The organism is Methanohalophilus sp. (assembly GCF_030156785.1).
GTDB lineage: Archaea > Halobacteriota > Methanosarcinia > Methanosarcinales > Methanosarcinaceae > Methanohalophilus.
In genome coordinates this window covers 24,506-43,890 of record NZ_JASGLW010000004.1, presented here as the reverse complement: position 1 = coordinate 43,890, position 19,385 = coordinate 24,506, and the positions used below count along the sequence as shown (strand labels likewise).

Sequence of the window (19,385 nt, the reverse complement as noted above, 5' to 3'; positions counted from 1 at the left end):
CATGAACAGATTTATTCCACTATTTTCGGCAGGAAGCTATTCTGCACTTTTCTTATGAATAAGCTTAGGCTCTTCACCAATTGCCCTGAGATGTTTTGCTATTTTTCGGGAAAAACTCATTTTCTGCAACATCTTCAAACTCAGGATACAACCTAGTGATTTAATAAGTTTCACCTGCAATTGCAGCCCTTTCAGGGTTTCAATTGTCTTTTTCATGCACCACTGATAAAACAGCATATTGTTATTGCTTCTTTATATCATATTGTTTTTCAATGATACATTTTAGGGCTCTGTAGAAATCCTCTTCTCTAACCTCAACTAAGTCACGATATTTTTATAAAAAAGCCTCATGTGACTGTTTGCCAACAAGGGAATAATTGCGTTTTGTTTCAGATTTGAAATCTGGAACTCAGAGATTTAATGCATCTCTAGCAAGTAATTGAATTTTATAGATATAGCATTGTAAGTAACACGACATACCCACTTTTGAGTAAAACAGGAATCTAGAATTGCTTCCATCTTTACTCAAAATATAAGAGTGCATAAAATGGACAAGTGGCCTTTTCCAGCATTAATCTGGAAAACTCAACACTTGCCATGTGAAAATTAAAGTATCTCTTTTCCTGCATTATTACCCGGCATACATTCATAAACTGCCTTGATCTTCAGCACAATCAGGGCTTTAGCAGGATATTTCTCGCCTTTGGATTTAGCCATGGAATAGGCTTTCTCGTAATCTTCACCTTCGGTTTTAATTTCCACATCACCTTTAATCTGGAAGCATGCCCCAACTTCAGGACCCCATACAAAGAGTGAAGCTTTGGGATTTTCATCAAGGTTTTCACGGGTTTTGAGGAAATAATTGTCAACAATCCATATAGTTTCATCATCTACAAGCTGACACATTCCAATTGGTATTACATTTGGAACTCCGTCGCTTGATGCGGTTGCAAAAGGAAAAATTCGTACTTTTGAGAAGGCTTCTTTCATTTCTTCAGTCAATTTTACCATTATTAAAACCTCAGCTTTTTTGTTAAAGAAACTTTTACCGATGCAATATATTAATTTTATGATTTAGGTTTCAGTACTCCCTAATCATGTTAAGGAAATACCGGTGAATGCGCAAATCATCTGTTAGTTCCGGATGAAAAGCAAAAGCAAGAATATTGCTTTGTCTTGCGGCTACAATTTTGTCATCTATTTTTGAAAGAACCTCCACATCAGGGCCCGCATCAACTATTGCAGGCGCTCTGATAAATACAGCCCTGTAAGGCGAATCAAGGAAAGGTAATTCCATATAGGTCTCAAAGGATTCCCGTTGCCTGCCAAAAGCATTCCTGTTTACCTTCGTATCCATCAATCCAAGCAAATGCTGATGGGTTTTGGCAACCTGCACATCCCCTCGCTGCGCAAGCAAAATTAAACCCGCACAAGTTCCCATAATGGGAATGCCAGCTGAAGCTGCTTGCTTTATTTCTTCGGAAATACCTTCTTTTAAAAGTAATCGCCCGAGTGTAGTACTTTCCCCACCAGGAAGTATGAGGGCATCGCACTCCGGTACAATCCCACTATGCTTGATTTCAACAATATCAGAAGATTCACCGAGTTCTGAAAGTGCGTTGTCCACAGCATGTACATGCTCAGATACATCTCCCTGAATGGCAATCACACCAATACGCATTCTGATTTCACCTGAAAAATTACCATCCTCGAGTTTGAAGGATTTGTTCATCTGGAATCGAATCCACGCTTTGACCTTTCATGCCAGCGCCGATTCCCTTTGAAATCTCTGCAAGTATTTCAGGATTATCATAATTATTAACTGCTTCAACAATTGCTGATGCCATTTGCTCGGGTTTTTCGGCTTTGAAGATACCTGAACCCACAAATACACCATCTGAACCAAGACGCATCATAAGTGCTGCGTCAGCAGGAGTTGCAATTCCACCGGCAGCAAAATTCACAACAGGAAGGCGTTGCATTTCTGCAGTTTCCATTACAAGCTCGATAGGTGCTTCAATTTCCCTTGCAACCATCATGAGTTCTTCTTTTTCCTTGCCTGCAAGTTCGCGAATTTCACCCATGATTTTCTTCATGTGCTTTACAGCTTCACTTACATCCCCGGTACCTGCTTCACCTTTGGTACGGATCATAGCTGCTCCTTCATTGATGCGACGAAGAGCTTCACCAAGATTGCGGGCACCACATACAAATGGTACAGTAAACTTTGTCTTATCAATGTGATATTTGTTGTCTGCAGGTGTTAATACCTCGGACTCATCAACCATATCCACTCCAAGTGCTTCAAGGATTTCCGCTTCCACAAAATGCCCGATCCTTGCCTTTCCCATTACGGGAATTGTAACAGTATCTATGATCTCTGCAATAATTGCCGGGTCTGCCATCCTTGCGACTCCACCGGCTTTCCTGATATCCGCGGGTACTGCCTGAAGAGCCATTACTGCAACAGCACCTGCGTCTTCGGCGATACGTGCCTGATCGGCATTTGTGACATCCATAATAACGCCGCCTTTTTGCATCTTTGCAAAGCCGCGTTTGATCAGTTCAGTACCATGTCTTAGATCTTCAAGTTTCATAAAATCATCTTCCCGAATAGGTTATAGCTCAATAGTTAAAAGTGTAATACTTAAAGTTATTCATTTCCTTCAATCCTTGCCACACTGACAACCCTGTCACCATTACTGACTTTCATTATTCTGACACCCTGGGTATTACGGCCCTGCACACGAATGTCTTTCACAGGCAGTCTTATTATAATTCCATTAGAGCTGGTGATGATTACTTCATCCGTGTCATGCACCGCTTTGACATTTACTACTGGACCATTCCTTATACTTGTAACAATGGTCATTACACCCTGCCCTCCTCTTCGCATTGGGCGATATTCATCAAATCGGGTACGTTTACCATAACCGTTTTCTGTTACCGTAAGCAGGCTTGCCGTTTCATCAACAACATCAACGCTTACGACCTCATCACCTTCGGCAAGTTTCATGCCTCTGACACCCTTAGCGTTTCTGCCCATGGCACGTACATCATCTTCATGGAAACGAATCGCTTTCCCAAATTTTGAAACCATGACAATGTCTTTGGAGCCATCTGTCTGGACAACGTTAACAAGCTCATCTGTATCAAGAAGAGAAATTGCAATTATACCTGCTTTCCGTGGATTACTGAAATCTGAAAGACTGCATTTCTTAACGATTCCACCTCTTGTAGCCATGAAAAGATACCTTTCCTCTTCAAAGTTTGTTACAGGTATCACAGCACTGATATGCTCGCCTTCCGAAAGCTCAAGGAGGTTTATAATTGCCTTACCACGAGACTGTCTGCTTCCCTGAGGAAGTTCGTATACTTTCTGCCAGTAGAGTTTGCCGCGGTTTGTGAAGAAAAGCAAATAATCATGAGTCGAAGCTATAAAGATGCTTCCAACCGAATCGTTTTCCTTGGTTTCCATTCCGCGAATGCCTTTGCCGCCTCGATGCTGCTGGCTGTAAGTATCAATTGGCATACGTTTGATATAGCCAGCATCAGTCAATGTAACTACAACATCTTCTTCAGGGATCAGATCCTCGTCTTCGATCTCTTCCCTGCTACCCTCAATCCGGGTACGTCTTTCATCACCAAAACGCTCTTTAAGGGCAAGAAGATCTTCGCGAATTATTGTGTACTTGCGGGAATCATTTGCAAGTATGTCCTTCAAATCTGCAATCGTTTTGAGGACTTCTGCATATTCCTCTTCAATTTTTTGCCTTTCAAGTCCAGTAAGCCGCTGGAGACGCATATCCAGAATTGCTTTTGCCTGAATCTCATCCAGCCCAAATTTTCCGATGAGTTCAGCCTTTGCATCATCCACTGTTTTTGATGCCCTGATGAGTGAAATGACTTCATCAATATGATCGAGGGCTATCTTTAATCCGTCGAGGATATGAGCACGTTCTTCCGCCTTCCTTAATTCGTACTCACTGCGGCGGGTAATCACTTCAATGCGGTGTTTGAGATAAATTTCAATTAATTCCTTAAGACCAAGGATCCTTGGGACATTGTCCACAAGAGCCAGATTAATAATTCCAAAAGTAGTCTCAAGTTGTGTGTGCTTATAAAGCTGGTTGAGTACAACATTTGGATTAGAAGCACGTTTCAGTTCGATTACAACGCGTATTCCATCCCTGTCAGACTCATCCCTAAGATCGGAAATACCAGTTATTTTCTTGTCCCTTACAAGATTGGCAATGGATTCAATTAAGCGTGACTTGTTCACCTGATAAGGAATTTCAGAAACAATTATACGGAATCTTTCGTTTTTCATCTCCTCAATTTCAGCTACCGCACGCAGGTGAATCCGTCCTTTTCCGGTTTCATAAGCATCCCGGATACCGCCAGACCCCATAATTATGCCACCGGTGGGGAAATCCGGACCTGATATTACAGATCTGAGATCATCTACTGTTGCCTCGGGGTTATCGATGAGCATCACAGTGGCATCTACGATTTCACCCAGATTATGGGGAGGCATATTCGTAGCCATTCCTACTGCAATACCTGTTGAACCGTTGATAAGCAGGTTTGGCAATCGTGCAGGCAAAACTTCCGGTTCTTTAAGAGATCCGTCATAATTCGGTCTGAAATCCACAGTGTCCTTATCGATATCGACAAGCATTTCTTCCGTAATGCGTGCCATACGCACTTCGGTATAACGCATTGCTGCCGCAGAATCGCCATCTATGGACCCAAAGTTACCCTGACCGTCAAGCAATGGATAGCGAAGTGAGAAATCCTGAACCATTCTCACAAGACTATCATAAACAGCAGAATCCCCATGTGGATGGTATTTACCGAGTACATCACCAACTACACGGGCAGATTTTTTGTGAGCTTTATCATAGGTTATCCCGGCTTCTTTCATGGCATAGAGAATCCGTCTGTGAACCGGTTTTAGACCATCTCGTGCATCAGGAAGGGCACGACCTACTATCACACTCATCGCGTAGTCAATATAGGATCGTTTCATCTCATCCTGTATGAGGATCGGAACTACCCTTCCGCCGGAAGAAACATCTTCTTCGATGTCACCAGCGGATTCAATATTATTAATGTTATTGTCCTCTTCCATCGCTCCTCACCTCAAATATCCAGATTTACGACATCCTTTGCATGTTTTTGAATGAATTTTTTTCTTGGGGATACATCATCACCCATCAAAATGGAAAACATTTCATCCGCTGCCACTGCATCTTCCATCGTTACCTGTAAAATAGTCCGGGTTTCAGGATTCATAGTGGTTTCCCATAGCTGCTCGGGATTCATCTCACCAAGACCTTTGTATCTCTGTATGGAAACACCTTTTTCACCGATCTCTGCAAGTTTTGCATCCTTTTCCTTATCAGAATAGACAAAATGCAGCTGTTTACCCTTCTTGAGACTGTAAAGCGGAGGCTGTGCTATGTATACATAGCCTGCTTCAATAAGTGGGGTCATGTAGCGGAAAAAGAAGGTTAACATGAGTGTTCTGATGTGCGCACCGTCCACGTCGGCGTCAGTCATAATGATAACTTTATGGTACCTTGCTTTCTTGAGATTGTAATCTTCCCCTATGCCTGTACCCATTGCGGTAATCAAGGAACGAATCTCGTTATTTTTCAGTATTTTCGAAAGCCTGGATTTTTCAACATTCAGGATTTTACCCCTGAAAGGAAGAATTGCCTGAAAACGCCTGTCGCGACCCATTTTAGCTGAACCGCCTGCTGAATCACCTTCCACAAGATATAGTTCACACATGGAGGGATCTTTTTCAGAACAATCTGCAAGCTTACCGGGAAGTGTGCTGATTTCGAGAGCACTTTTTCGCCGGGTTAATTCACGCGCTTTCTTAGCAGCTTCCCTTGCACGTTTTGCATCAAGCGCTTTCTGGAGAATCACGGTAGCAACCTTGGGATTCTCTTCAAAGAACTCAGAAAGTCCTTCGGAAACCATGGACTCGACAATTCCCTTGAGCTCGCTGTTTCCAAGTTTGGTTTTGGTCTGACCCTCAAACTGAGGTTCTGTTAGCCTGACACTAATAATCGCGGTTAGACCTTCTCGAATGTCTTCGCCTGCCAGTTTGGCGTCGTCCTTTGAGAGATTATTCTTTTTTATATAATCGTTAGCAACACGTGTCAAAGCAGCCTTAAATCCGGCAAGGTGCGTGCCGCCTTCATGTGTATTGATGTTATTGGCAAATGAGTAGATATGTTCCGAATAACTGTCAGTGTACTGGATTGCAATTTCCACTTCAGTACCCTCTTTTTCTCTCTCGAAATAGATGGGTTTTTCATGCAGCGCATTCCTGCTGGAATTGAGATATTCAACAAAGGAAACTATTCCGCCTTCGTAGTAGAATTCATCCGTATGTATTTCTTCTCCCCTGTTATCGGAAATTGCAATACGAAGACTTTTGTTAAGAAATGCAAGTTCTCTTAATCTTGTAACAAGAGTTTCATAATCAAAAATTACTGTCTCAAATATATCCCCGTCTGGCTTAAATGTTATACGTGTCCCTTGACCATCGGTCTCTCCAACTACAACTACCCCTGATTCCGGAATACCTCTGATATATCGCTGGAAATATATTTTCCCCCCTCGGCGAACTTCGACCTCAAGCCATTCGGAAAGTGCGTTTACAACAGAAACACCTACGCCATGCAGACCACCTGAGACCTTGTAGGTATTCTTGTCAAATTTACCACCTGCATGCAACACTGTCATAACCACTTCAAGAGCAGATTTCTTGTATTTTGGATGAAGATCTGTAGGAATACCACGACCATTATCTGTCACAGTCACAGATCCATCTTCGTTAATAGAAACATCAATGGAGTTACAGAAACCTGCAAGTGCTTCATCTATACTGTTGTCTACCACCTCATAAACCAGATGATGAAGACCACGGCTGTCAGTGCTTCCGATATACATACTCGGACGTTTCCGCACAGCCTCCAGCCCTTCAAGTACCTGGATATGCGTTGCATCATAGTCACTTCTGTCGCTCATCGTGTTCTTGCTCCGTGTATGATATACGGGAAAGGATTAATCAAGCGTTATATTTGGGGGATATGTAAAATGAGATAGGGAATTCACCATCCGATCTCTCAATTCCCATATTATCCTGATGTCCGGTAGAGGAGTAACGTATTCATATATGATAAAGATTGCTTTTCGGTATACGTTAAAGGTGAAAAGGGAATTATTTTAGTCCTGATTTCAGAAATATGGTTATATAATGCAAAACTTGAACTATTTTTGACAGACTCGTGGAATTCAATGCTATGGACGAAGAATGAAATTAAAAAAAGTATGATCAATATGTTTTCATCGCCACTATGAGTATATAGTATTAGTTCCTGTCCAACTCCATGGTAGGATTTTGAGCTTTTTCCTAGTTAGCTATATCAATAAGAATGTATTTTAGGATACAAAAATACAGGTAATTTATATTATATCCCGGATCAGGGTGAACATATGTTATTGGCAAAATTAAGGACCCATTATTCAACACAGGTTAATCCCGAAGAGATCGGAGATGAAAAGGTATCCCTTGCTGGATGGGTACACGAAGTCCGCGATCTCGGCGGTATTTGTTTTGTGGTATTGCGTGACCGTGAGGGAAAGGCACAGGTAACCCTTGTTAAAAAGAAAATTGACAGGGAACTATTCAATTTTGCACGCAAACTCATCCGTGAATCAATTATTTCAGTAACAGGAACGGTGAAACCGGAAGAAAAAGCCCCAAATGGTTATGAGTTAATTCCTGAAACCATTGAACTGCTCAATGAAGCGGAATCACCGCTTCCCATGGATACTACAGGAAAAGTCGATGCAGAACTTGATACAAGGCTCGATTCAAGGTTCATGGATCTCAGGCGTGAAAAAACACATGCTGTTTTTAGGATACGCCATGAAGTACTCAAAGCTGTGAGGACATTTCTTTCTGACAATGGTTTCCTTGAGACATCTACTCCTAAAGTCGTGGCAACCGCTACAGAAGGCGGAACTGCCCTTTTCCCGATAACCTACTTTGACAGAGAAGCGTTCCTCAACCAGAGTCCGCAACTTTTCAAGCAAATATTGATGTCCGGCGGTATGGACCGCGTTTTTGAAATTGGACCAATTTTCCGTGCCGAAGAACATGATACAAGACGCCACCTCAATGAAGCCACATCAATTGATATTGAGGCAAGCTTCATGGATCATTTCGATGTTATGGAAATTCTTGAGGAAATGATTGCGTTTGTTTACTCGGAAGTGAAGAAGAATGCAGCCAAGTTCCTTGAAAACCTCGAAATTGAGCTGAATGTGCCAAAAACACCGTTTCTGAAACTACCATACAGTGAGGCAATTGAAATTGTCAATGCAAACAGCGATGAGAAACTTGTATGGGGAGACGACCTCTCAACCCTTGCAGAGCATACTATTGGAGAGTATGTATTTCAGACTACGGGTGAGGAGCACTATTTCATCATAGACTGGCCATCCGAAATCAAACCATTTTATGCATTACCCTACGAAAACGATCCGGAAATTTCCAAATCATTCGACCTGATGCACAGGACAATGGAACTCTCATCCGGTGCACAGCGTGTCCATCAGTATGACTTGCTTAAGACACGCATCGAAAACCAGGGACTTGATCCCGATGGTTTTGAATTTTATCTCAAGACTTTCAGATACGGAATGCCTCCACATGCTGGATGGGGTATGGGATGTGAGAGACTTGTTATGACCATGCTTGGTACTGAAAATATCCGTGATGTGGTACTCTTCCCAAGAGACAGGAAGAGATTATCTCCCTAAAACAAATTTTTGAGGCTTTCTATATGGCAGACAGAAATTCAGCCGGATATCATGCCGGTAAGGAAGCTGCTGGGAAAAGTGCAGCAGATCTTGTAGAGGATGGCATGATCGTGGGACTCGGGACGGGGTCCACAACTGCATACACGATCAAGGAAATCGGGAAAAGGGTAAAAGAAGGACTGGATATCCTTGCGGTTGTCACATCCTATCAGTCAGAAATGCTGGCAATTGAAGCCGGAATTCCACTGACATCTCTTGCCGAGCATTCTTTACTGGATATTGCCATAGATGGTGCAGATCAGGTGAATTTTGATCTTGATGCCATAAAGGGCGGCGGGGCAGCCCATACGCGTGAAAAGATCGTGGCACTTTCAGCAAAGCGTTTCATAATTGTGGCTGATGATTCAAAGTATGTGAAAGAACTGGAAATGCCCGTACCAATTGAAGTCCTGCCCTGTGCCTGCAAGCTTGTACAAAAGCAGATTGCTGATCTTGGTGGGAATGCTGTAATCAGAGCAGCCTCAAAGAAAGATGGACCCGTAATTACAGATAATGGTAATTTTATACTTGATGCGGATTTCGGGAAAATTAAAAATCCTGAAGAACTCTCATCTGATCTTTCAAAATGTGTAGGGCTGGTGGAACACGGTATTTTTACAAACGTAGATGAAGTATATATTGGGGATCTGGACGGAAACATAAAAGTCCTTAAAAAGTAATTCCTGAAATTACATCCCCATTTTTTTCAGCATTTTTTGCATATTGAATTTACCGCCACGAAGGCCTTTCATGGCATTTTGCATTGTCTTGTGATATTTAAGCAATTCACGGACTTCTTCAGGAGCACAACCTGAACCCCGGGAAATACGTTTTATTCTGGAACTTCCGATTATACGTGGGTTTAGCATCTCTTCTTCAGTCATAGAATCCATCAGGACACGAAAGCGTGTCATTTTATCCTGAGTAACCTTATAGGCGTCCTCTGGAACCTTAATACCCATACCACCAAGAGGTAACATCTGCATGATTTGTTTCATGGGTCCCATCTTATTCATGGCTTCAAGCTGGTTGTACATATCCTTAAGAGTAAACTTACCCTTCATCATGGATTCAATGTCCATTTCTTTTTCTGAAAGGGCTTCCTCAGCCTTTTCAACAAGGGATTTAATATCACCCATTCCGAGAAGCCGCGAAATGAATCTGTCTGGCTCGAATTTCTCAAGATCATCCGGCGTCTCTCCTGTACCTATAAAAGCAATGGATGAGTTGGTTGCGGCCACTGCTGAGAGAGTACCACCACCCTTAGCAGTACCATCCAGCTTGGAAATTACAACTCCGGAAATTCCTATAGACTCATTGAACGCACGGGCCTGCTCACTTGCCTGCTGTCCGATACCTGCATCCAGTACCAGTAGTTTGTAATCAGGATTTGCTACAGCATGGATTTGCTCCATTTCTTCAATAAGATCAACTTCAAGAGAGTGTCTTCCAGCAGTATCAATAATTTGTATATCGTACTTTTCGAGTTCTTTCAGTCCTCGTTCAACAATGCCGACTGCATCAGGGTTTCCTTCCTCGCCATAGAAAGGAACATTGAGACCCTCACAGAGGGTTTTGAGTTGCTGGTAGGCACCTGGCCGGAATGTGTCCGCACATATTACAGCCGGGCGGAGACCCTTGCGCTGGAAATAACGGGCAAGTTTGGATGTGGTGGTGGTTTTACCACTACCCTGCAGCCCTATCATCATGATTTTATGTGGTGTTAGCGGGATGTCAGTACCTTCACCGAGGATATTGACAAGTTCTTGATAAACTATCCTGATTACGTGTTCACGGACACTGGTTCCCGAGGGAACTTCTTCATTTAAAGCGCGGTCTTTAATATTCTTTGAAAGAGCCATTACCAGTTTGACATTGACATCAGCCTGAAGCATAGCTCTCTGGATATCTTTTACTACTTCATTGACTGTTCGTTCATCGATACGCCCTGCACCAACCAATTTTTTGAGGGCATCCTGAAGTGAAGTTCCAAGTTTATCCATTACCATTTTAGGGGGGCTTCCTTTTGATTGTCTTCTTAATAGTATTGCATAGCCTTATTTAACAATTTTGTGAAAACAACTTCCCAACGAATTTCAGAGCAATATAAACATAAGTGCAATAAGCGCCAGCACAACCCCTGCCCACCGTTTTGGAGAAATGTGTTCTTTTAGTATGAACCATGCAAGCAATACTGTGCCCCCTGGATAAAGGCAGGAAGTAACAGTTGCAATGTCAAGTCTTCCGATCTGGGTTGCCAAAGTAAAAAGCAGGATTCCAAATGTATCAAAAATTCCGGCAACAATTATTATCGGAAGTACACCACTTGAAGGCAGGCTCACTGATTTTTTGATAAAAAGGAATAAAAGCAGCAATACAACTGCTGCCAGCTTGGCAATTACCAGCGGCCAGAATAGTGAGTCACCACTGAACTGCGCGATGAAAATAAAGAATAATCCAAAGCCAAAGCCTGAGAGCAGTGCGAGAGTTATATCATCAAAATGTGTTTCCGTTTTTTCTGTAGTACCTGCAATAAGCCAGATACCGACAATTGCAATGAGAAATCCGAATATCTGGTGAGTGGCTGGGATGCCCTCATAAAATGCACTATGGATTACCGGTAGGATAACCGCCACCACTGCGGAGAGTGGCGCGACCACTCCCATATGTCCACGAGACAGACCGCGATAGAATACAATCAACCCGAGACTTCCGGATATCCCAGCTAAAAAACCCCAGAATACGTTATTAAGAGCTGGAATGTTTTCAGAAAGAAAAATAGCAAACAGCAAAAGCAGTACCGCTCCAACTGCCTGCATGATTACGACAACTATGTATTCACTGGCTCGTTTTGCAGCCACTCCCCCACCAAAATCCGCTGCCCCCCATGAAGCAGCGGCTGCAATACCTAAAATGACTACAAGGATTTCAGCAGGGAGAGATAGCAGTGTTTCCATACTTCTAGGAGAATGAAAGTTTTCCAGATATAGTTAACGATGTCCGAGTTTATTTTAGTGCCCTATTAATCTGGCTTGCATATGGGAGTAGAATAGTTATCAAAAATCTGGAGCTTTCGGCTTGAGATTGAAGCCGACAAAAACCAAAAAAATACTGCTGATTTTAATGCTACTTTGAATAGTAAGACCAAAAATCCTATTTGGTGATGGCACATTCTCTTTTCAGAAATCTCAATATGAATGGCTTTTACATACCAAGGGAGGATATGAGACCTAATGCAGTTTTAATGTACTCTTAATCTTCCATATAATTGAAACGTAATTATCAACTCAATGTTGAAGAGAAACATAAAATTCATTTTTCATGGTAAACTTAATGTACAAGATTGTAGTAGGTCAGCATGATCTTTTTTGTTTTGATGTAAACAAAACAATCTGGAACACCAAATAGTCAAATTCGCCACTTATTACTCAAGATCATGCTTTTGCGGTTACAAATCCCGCATTATGACATGACAATATTGTGCTATTTTTGACATCTAAATGCTAGAAGGAATCTTAAAATGGAATCATTAACTTTTAAAGAATTATGCTTATCAAAAGACATGTATAAGGCAATTGAGGATCTGGGTTATGAGGAACCTACTCCAATACAGGCACAGTCAATCCCTTTTATTTTGGAAGGACGGGACGTAATAGGTCAGGCACAAACCGGTACCGGTAAAACAGCCGCTTTTGGGATCCCCGCTATTGAAATGTTAAATCCTGATATCAATAAAGTACAGGTGATCATCCTTTGTCCCACTAGAGAACTTGCAAACCAGGTTGCAGAAGAATTGAGCAAACTCTCAAAATACCAGAAAACTAAAATATTGCCAATATATGGCGGGCGACCCATTGAGAGGCAGATAAAAGCACTCCGTAGAGGCGTGCACATTGTTGTAGGAACCCCAGGTCGCGTGATGGACCACATTGAAAGAAAGACACTAAGGCTTGATGGAGTGGAAATGGTTGTTCTGGATGAAGCTGATGAAATGCTTGATATGGGATTCAGGGAAGACATTGAGTTAATTCTTGATCAAGTTCCAGAAAACAGACAAACCATTCTTTTTTCGGCAACAATGCCAAAACCAATCCTGAGGCTGACCAAAAGATATCAGCGCAATCCACAAATGGTAAAAACAGTTCACAAGAAACTCACGGTACCCCTGGTTGAACAATTCTACTTTGAGGTAAAAAGTCATTTAAAAACGGAAGTGCTTTGCAGACTCATCGATATCTACAATGTAAAATCTTCTCTTGTTTTCTGTAATACAAAAAAGCAAGTTGATCAGCTTACAGAAACCATGCGCTCACGTGGATACTTGGTTGATGCACTGCACGGTGATCTGAAACAAAGACAGAGGGATAAAGTAATGTCCAGTTTCAGAGATGGGGATATTGAAACCCTGATTGCAACCGATGTTGCAGCACGTGGAATAGATGTTGAGAATATCGAGGTTGTTTTCAATTACGATATACCTCAGGATGAAGAATCATATATTCACAGAATAGGCAGGACAGGACGCGCCGGAAGAGGGGGTACTGCATTTACTTTTGCTTCCGGAAAGGATATTCGTAAGATAAAGAGCATCCAAAAGCACACAGGTGCAAAAATAATACGCAAGAATATACCCTCTCAGAGTGATGTGGAAGATATTCGGGCAGAAATGCTTTCTCAGAGGGTTAAGGACACCATTGATGCCGGTCACATGGGAAAATATATTCACTGGGTTGAAAACCTTCTTGAAGAGGATTATGCTTCAGTAGATATTGGTGCAGCTCTTGTGAAAATAGTGCTAGCCGATGTAAAGAAATAAATGTTTTTTGCTGTACTCTGAAACAGTACAACACAATATCTCAAGAAAAAACGGGTTGATTGGAAAAACAGTCAACCCAAGTTCTTATTTTTTAAAAATATTATTGCAGTATTAGAAATTTCTGCGTGGTTTATGATTCTGGTAGCAATCCCTGCAATATACTGGCCTATCAGGATCCGGTACAAAAGGTACTTCAGTTTCCTGGCCACAGTCGCTGCATTTTGCTTTATGCATCTCACGAGGTGCATTGTTAAAGCCGCGATTCCCGCCATTAAATCCTCTACTTTGTATAATTTATTCCTCCCTTTATCCTAGTTCAAACTATTCAATATAGGACTGCACTAAAAACGAGTTATAGGGAGACCTAATGAACTTATTGACTGAAAGTTGTAACTACTTATTCCCATATATATGTTGTCATAGTATTTTCATTATTTAATGATCTTACTATTTTTTACAAACCACGATACGGTCTCATTTGCAGATAAGCATTAAACGGTAGTTCATGTTCTCGTTGTGGCAATTTGCTCGACAGAATATGACTTGTGATAGGCGATATTTTTGTTAGGATTGCGGGATTTCCACAGACAGTGGCAATTATCCAGTATGAATTTCTTCCAAATCAATCCCTTATGGGCAGGAAAACCACATTTTCTTAAATATAAAAAAGTTGGTTTATAATTAAGGTTGTAACCAACTAACTTCTAGGTATGTTAAATAAAAGAATAAATATGAAAAGACATATGTGGCGACTTTTCAGTCGCTTATTTCCATATATTTTTCAACATATGCACTTTTTAAGCTTCCAGTAAGCAAGGCTACTCCCTGTAACTCAAGGAACTTTGTGGCAGTTTCCGAAAGTGTATCTTTATAGGAATAAGGTATCTGAATAGCCTTTACATTCGGGCAAAGCTTTACGATTTCCATCAAGTCGGTGTTGCTTGGTCGGAAGGAAAGATGTACAATCTCATCTTCTTTTTTTAATTTTTCTATTTCGTTTTTAGAGTTTAGTAACCTGATCTTCAAGATATCATCCTCTTTATTTTCAGGTATTTTTATACCCTTGGTTTTTTATTTAATATCAGCTCTGACAATTTATTTTGGAGTGTTAAAGCTATAATGATTATAGTATGTATTTTACAAATCACGATAATATATAGTTATCTAAATAAAATTATTAATCTGATTTAATGATTTGTTTAATTTGTCTGAATCCAGCATCTGTTTTAAAGGAGGTACCTGAAAAATGAGTTCTGCTAGCCTTAAAGCCCATTTCTCTGATTTTTTCCAGCAGTCCTTCAATTGGTTTTGCGGAAACTCCCAGTTGTTTACATATCTTGTGTTGATCATAGAACATGGGAATATCAAGTTCATTTTTACACAGTTCAATTATTCTGGATGAAGCTGATTTTGTACCAAATGGCCTGTCTTTCATTTCAATCAGGATTTCTTCACAAAACTCCGGATCATGAAGGCTTCCCAACCACAAAGGTCCGCCAGTTTGAACTGTTTTTCCACAAACATGACATATTTTTTCCAGCTGCACAGCAAGTCCTTTTTTGTATTCAACCATTCCACAGGATGTACAGTGTGCTATGAACCCAACTTCCTTTAGACTTTTATCAGCTACCTTTGCACCAGTTTTTATCTGGACATATGTTCGTACATAATGACGTGTAGAATGTGTTAGGAGGGGGATCATTGCCTTCTCATGCATTGCGAGAACACGTGCCATATACCCCAGCAGTATCCTTGCTCCCATCTCATTATGGTACTCTGTATTCAATGGAATCGCTGAATATTTTCGCATGCCTGAGTTCAAATGTGCCCCGCAAAGGGGGGCAGTATCAGTTGCAGTAACTGCAAGTAACCCTTTAACACTGAAAGCAGCAGCATCTAAAAAGGGGGCAGGGCTCCCGAAGGGATCAATGTCAATAATATCGAACTTCTTCTCTTGCATCAGTACATTCGCACTTTTTCTGCAAACCTTTGAATTTTCCGACAAAGCATTTAATTCCACATTTTTTAGAATGAGTTTACAGGCTTCTTCTCCCCAATCGTTAAGAGTAACACTGACTCCGACTTCTTTAGCAATCCTTATACCACGTATGCCAGAAGCAGACATAGCATCAAGATAAGTGATATCAGAAACTTCATATAGAGTATCCTTGAGTTTCCGTTTAACCCAAGCTGCAATAGCTGCCACTGTGATATCGCGATTCAATTCCATATGAGGATTATAAAAAACGGGTGTTACAGATGGAGAATAGCCTTTTTCAGAGAGGGCATGTATTATTAAGGATACTTCACCTTCTCTAATTTGCTGCATCTCCATATCTGGGTTTTGATATTTTCTTCTTATTTAACTATGATCGTTACATTCATAGTACTCCATGGTGGAATATAGGTATGGTATTCGCCAGTTTCATTGAATTGATAGGTGAATTTCTGCATGTAACCAAGGGTCACATCATCCCACATCCCCTCTTCATTTTTGATTGTGAAAAAGCGTTTCGGCTCGTTTTGCTGGTTTATCCATGTTACAGTATCTGTCCTATTGATCTCAAGAGGATTTGCTGTTATTGCTTTGTAGTTTTTGAGCCTTATTGGGTAATCCATTGGTTCATAGTCTTCAGGAGTTGCCGCAGAACCTCCATCTTCTACAACTGATTCATTATTATCAGAAGTAGGAGTTACATTAGCTCCATTAGATTTTTTATCCTCTTCTGCACATCCCGCAAGGGCAATTGTGACAACCAATAACAATATAACTATTATTTTCATTTTCATATTTCCAATCCCCATATATTTAACTAGTTTTTATTCCAAATGTTTATGAATTTTTCTGATCGAAAGGAGCTGTTCAGATCAGGATTCCATTATTTTTCCACTTATAGGGTAAAATGTCATAGCTCAAGACAGTTCTTTCCGGTTTGCAGATTCAATAACTTCCATCAATAACTTCTATTTAGCTTATTAACTGGAAAACACTTTAATGAATATAGCCCAATTTAACTTCTGATGAGTGGGGAAATCAAATGGTATCGTTCAACTGTGGAGGAGGTATTTTCCCTTCTTGAGAGCTGTGATGAAGGTATATCTGAAGATGAAGCTGAGCTTCGTCTTTCAAAATACGGTTTCAATGAAGTGGAAATAAAAAAGAAACACGGTTTTCTCTATAAATTTGCAAAACAATTCAAAAATCCCCTGATCTATGTTCTTCTGGCAGCAGCCCTTCTCACATTTGTCCTGCATGAATATGCTGATATGGCAGTAATCATAGGAGTTTTACTTGCTAATGCAGTTATTGGTTTTGTGCAGGAAAACAAAGCAGAGCATGCGCTTGAGTCTCTTGCAAAAATGATGAAATCCGAAACTACAGTATTGCGTGATGGGCAAAGGAAAATAATTCCCAGCAGGAAACTGGTTGTTGGAGATGTAGTAATACTCGAAGCAGGTTCTCGGGTTCCTGCGGATATGAGAGTGATTTACAGCAAGAACATGCAAGTAGATGAGTCTGCCCTTACAGGTGAATCATTAGCTGTGGAAAAAATAACCGATCCAATTGAAAAGGAAGATCTTCCGCTGGGTGATCAGAAAAATATGGTATTCGGTGGAACCCTGATTACCAAGGGGATCGGGAAAGGCATTGTTGTTTCCACAGGAGCTTTTACTGAAATGGGTAGGATATCCAATCTTATCCAGCAGACACAGAAAATAAGTACGCCGTTGCTCAGAACCATCGAACGTATGGAAAAAAATATTTTTTTAGTCATACTTGTAGTTTCAGCATTTACATTTATTATCGGTAAACTTCAAGGATTCAGTACTGTTGATATTTTTCTTGCTACCGTAAGCCTTGCTGTAGCCGCAATCCCAGAAGGGTTGCCCGCACTCATAACAATTTCTCTTGCCATTGGCGTAAAAGTGATGGCTTCAAGAAATGCGATCATACGTAATCTTCCTTCAGTTGAAACCCTAGGTTCAGCCACAGTTATTTGTTCCGATAAAACTGGAACACTTACTAAAAATGAAATGACTGTGACTGAAATATTCACTCTTGAAGGCAGTTTTGAGGTAAGTGGTTCTGGCTATGACCCCGTGGGAGATTTTTATTATCATGGCAGGAAGATTAAACCTTCAACCTATGCCTCCCTCATGCAAACGCTTGAAGCAGGTGCTTTGTGTAATGACGCTTATCTCAGAGAAGATGGTGGTATTGATGGACATCCTACGGAAGGTGCCCTGCTGATTTCATCCCTTAAGGCAGGTAAATTCCATCTTCCCAGACTTGACTCAATTCCTTTTGAATCAGAGCTTCGATTGATGGCCACTTTGCATGAGAGTAAAAACGGTTCCCGTTTGATTTATGTAAAAGGTTCTCCTGAGAAAATTGTGGAGCTTTGCAGCAGTCAGTATGATGGTCATCAGAAGTCTGCCATTCAATCTGAATTCATTCTTAAAAATGCCAGAGAAATGGCATCAAGGGGCTTACGTGTAATTGCAATGGCTTACAAGCGAGTTTCATTCAATTATAATGATCTTCATATTTCCGATCTCAATGACCTTGTTTTCCTCGGATTACAGGGAATGATCGACCCTCCACGGGAAGAAGCAAAAACAGCTATCCAGAAATGCAAGACTGCCGGAATCCGTGTGATTATGATTACCGGTGATCATGTCCTTACAGCTCACAGCATTGCAAAGCAGCTCGGAATCCGTACATACGGTGCACTGTCTGGCGTTGATCTTGATAAGATGAGTGACACGCAATTAAAGGAACAGCTTAAAATAGTTTCGGTATTTGCCCGCACGTCCCCGGAGGATAAATCCAGAATAGTCCGCCTTCTCAAGGAAGAAGGCGAAGTTGTGGCTGTAACCGGGGATGGTATAAATGATGCTCCCGCTCTTGAAGCAGCGGATATAGGAATTGCAATGGGAAAATCGGGGACTGAGGTTGCCAAGGAAGCGGCGGACATGGTCCTTGCGGACGACAATTTTGCATCAATTGTAAATGCTGTTGAAGAAGGACGTGATGTTTACAGCAAGATCCAGAGAGTGATACTTTGGACTTTACCCACAAACGTTGCGGAAGGGCTGGCAGTAATGGCGGCAGTCTTACTTGGTATTACAAACCCTCCACTGCTACCATTGCACATCCTGTGGATTAATACGGTAACTGCAATTTGTCTTGGTGTACCGATTGTCTTTGAACCAAAGGAAAAACGACTTCTTTCAAGGAGCCCACGACCTCCTGGAGAACCCTTGTTGCTACCCATAATAAAAAGACGCATTGTTACGGTAGCGCTATTCATGGTTACTGCCACATTCCTGTTATTCTTTTTCCAGAAGGGAAGCAACGGCCGGGACATTGTTGCCGCACAAACAATTGCATTGAACACAATTGTATTCTTCGAAATCTTCTATCTCCTCAACTCAAAATCAATCTATGAAAATGTTTTTGATAGACTTGTTTCTAACAGGGCAATGCTTTTGGGAATCGCAGTTGTAATTACCCTGCAACTGCTGATAACTTACAGCAATTACCTAAACAGTATCCTGAAAACAACTCCACTTGAAGCTTTTGACTGGATGTTAATAATCTGCATTTCAAGTTTGATATTCTTCATTATTGAAACCGAAAAGTATCTGATAAAAAAAAGACGCAGGAATAAATAAA

Annotated in this window: 16 protein-coding genes; 4 read left to right on the top strand and 12 right to left on the bottom strand. The window is 41.1% G+C overall.

Features of this window, described 5'->3' with window-relative positions:
• Positions 1-36 precede the first annotated feature (36 nt).
• The 6 genes from PWQ49_RS03080 to gyrB all read right to left on the bottom strand — a co-directional run bounded on the left by PWQ49_RS03080 (position 37) and on the right by gyrB (position 7,050).
• Positions 37-216, bottom strand: a complete 180-nt coding sequence (locus tag PWQ49_RS03080; RefSeq protein ID WP_300607669.1) for a hypothetical protein — start codon at positions 214-216, stop codon at positions 37-39.
• Positions 217-606: 390 nt separating this feature from the next.
• A complete protein-coding gene (locus tag PWQ49_RS03075; protein ID WP_300607666.1) occupies positions 607-1,011 on the bottom strand; it encodes a pyridoxamine 5'-phosphate oxidase family protein in 405 nt (134 codons plus the stop codon).
• Positions 1,012-1,081: 70 nt separating this feature from the next.
• Positions 1,082-1,681, bottom strand: coding sequence for a pyridoxal 5'-phosphate synthase glutaminase subunit PdxT (gene pdxT / locus PWQ49_RS03070; RefSeq protein WP_300607935.1), 600 nt, complete (start codon positions 1,679-1,681; stop codon positions 1,082-1,084).
• Between the two features lie 19 nt (positions 1,682-1,700).
• Positions 1,701-2,597 (bottom strand): pyridoxal 5'-phosphate synthase lyase subunit PdxS, encoded by an 897-nt coding sequence (gene pdxS / locus PWQ49_RS03065; protein WP_300607663.1) that lies wholly within the window; start codon positions 2,595-2,597, stop codon positions 1,701-1,703.
• Between the two features lie 56 nt (positions 2,598-2,653).
• Entirely contained in the window at positions 2,654-5,134 is a 2,481-nt protein-coding gene (gyrA, locus tag PWQ49_RS03060; protein ID WP_300607661.1) for a DNA gyrase subunit A, read from the bottom strand.
• Between the two features lie 11 nt (positions 5,135-5,145).
• On the bottom strand, positions 5,146-7,050 hold the full coding sequence (gene gyrB / locus PWQ49_RS03055; RefSeq protein ID WP_300607658.1) for a DNA topoisomerase (ATP-hydrolyzing) subunit B: 1,905 nt from the start codon (positions 7,048-7,050) through the stop codon (positions 5,146-5,148).
• A 468-nt stretch (positions 7,051-7,518) separates the two neighbouring features.
• Here gyrB and aspS point away from each other — a divergent pair, with 468 nt between their 5' ends.
• Together aspS and rpiA are read left to right on the top strand one after the other, a co-directional pair.
• Positions 7,519-8,850 carry an aspartate--tRNA(Asn) ligase gene (gene aspS, locus PWQ49_RS03050; RefSeq protein WP_300607657.1) on the top strand — a complete coding sequence of 444 codons (1,332 nt, stop codon included), beginning with the start codon at positions 7,519-7,521 and terminating at the stop codon, positions 8,848-8,850.
• A gap of 23 nt (positions 8,851-8,873) precedes the next feature.
• Positions 8,874-9,569: a ribose-5-phosphate isomerase RpiA gene (gene rpiA / locus PWQ49_RS03045; protein ID WP_300607654.1), complete on the top strand. Its 696-nt coding sequence runs from the start codon at positions 8,874-8,876 to the stop codon at positions 9,567-9,569.
• A 9-nt stretch (positions 9,570-9,578) separates the two neighbouring features.
• Here the strand turns inward: rpiA and PWQ49_RS03040 are convergent, their stop codons facing one another.
• Positions 9,579-10,898 (bottom strand): signal recognition particle protein Srp54, encoded by a 1,320-nt coding sequence (locus PWQ49_RS03040; RefSeq protein WP_300607652.1) that lies wholly within the window; start codon positions 10,896-10,898, stop codon positions 9,579-9,581.
• A gap of 87 nt (positions 10,899-10,985) precedes the next feature.
• Positions 10,986-11,846, bottom strand: a complete 861-nt coding sequence (locus tag PWQ49_RS03035; protein ID WP_300607649.1) for an EamA family transporter — start codon at positions 11,844-11,846, stop codon at positions 10,986-10,988.
• Between the two features lie 605 nt (positions 11,847-12,451).
• Here PWQ49_RS03035 and PWQ49_RS03030 point away from each other — a divergent pair.
• Complete coding sequence (locus PWQ49_RS03030; protein ID WP_300607647.1) at positions 12,452-13,705, top strand: DEAD/DEAH box helicase; 1,254 nt, start codon at positions 12,452-12,454, stop codon at positions 13,703-13,705.
• A 111-nt stretch (positions 13,706-13,816) separates the two neighbouring features.
• Here PWQ49_RS03030 and PWQ49_RS03025 read toward each other — a convergent pair whose 3' ends face one another.
• The 4 genes from PWQ49_RS03025 to PWQ49_RS03010 all read right to left on the bottom strand — a co-directional run bounded on the left by PWQ49_RS03025 (position 13,817) and on the right by PWQ49_RS03010 (position 16,495).
• On the bottom strand, positions 13,817-13,939 hold the full coding sequence (locus PWQ49_RS03025) for a CxxC-x17-CxxC domain-containing protein (RefSeq protein WP_300607644.1): 123 nt from the start codon (positions 13,937-13,939) through the stop codon (positions 13,817-13,819).
• Between the two features lie 522 nt (positions 13,940-14,461).
• Positions 14,462-14,731 (bottom strand): DUF1699 family protein, encoded by a 270-nt coding sequence (locus PWQ49_RS03020; protein ID WP_300607641.1) that lies wholly within the window; start codon positions 14,729-14,731, stop codon positions 14,462-14,464.
• A 151-nt stretch (positions 14,732-14,882) separates the two neighbouring features.
• Positions 14,883-16,034: a tRNA (guanine(10)-N(2))-dimethyltransferase gene (locus PWQ49_RS03015; protein ID WP_300607638.1), complete on the bottom strand. Its 1,152-nt coding sequence runs from the start codon at positions 16,032-16,034 to the stop codon at positions 14,883-14,885.
• A 29-nt stretch (positions 16,035-16,063) separates the two neighbouring features.
• Positions 16,064-16,495: a hypothetical protein gene (locus PWQ49_RS03010; protein WP_300607635.1), complete on the bottom strand. Its 432-nt coding sequence runs from the start codon at positions 16,493-16,495 to the stop codon at positions 16,064-16,066.
• Between the two features lie 231 nt (positions 16,496-16,726).
• Between PWQ49_RS03010 and PWQ49_RS03005 the strand changes: the two genes are divergently transcribed.
• Entirely contained in the window at positions 16,727-19,384 is a 2,658-nt protein-coding gene (locus PWQ49_RS03005) for an HAD-IC family P-type ATPase (RefSeq protein ID WP_300607632.1), read from the top strand.
• Position 19,385: the final 1 nt, after the last annotated feature.